General features: G+C 50.8%; 1 protein-coding gene. It reads right to left on the bottom strand.

Annotated features, from left to right (window positions below; genetic code table 11):
* Positions 1-242, bottom strand: a 242-nt coding sequence (locus tag AC1RPG_RS08945; protein WP_481762632.1) for a hypothetical protein, incomplete at both ends; no start/stop codon positions are given.

The raw sequence follows: 242 nt of genomic DNA, 5'->3' as shown, positions 1-242 counted from the left end.
AGTTACGCCAGTGGGCAATCGGGTGGTGGTCCATAATGATGTTGCGCCCATTAAACTTGATGTAAGCGCGATGCTCATGCACTTCCCGGAACAAGCCACTGGTCTTGTAGAACTCGATGTGCTTGTCGTCGTGATTGCCCAACACCAGAAACTTGTTCGGCGTCTCGATCTGTTCGATGAGTGCGCCAGTCTTCCATTTGTTGTGGAAGCTTAGGTCACCAAGAAACCAGATGACACCCTTG

This window comes from Dellaglioa sp. CoH-57-MRSF-18 (assembly GCF_056781995.1).
Note: the sequence above shows the minus strand (reverse complement) of the source record. Positions and strands in the feature narration are given on the sequence as shown.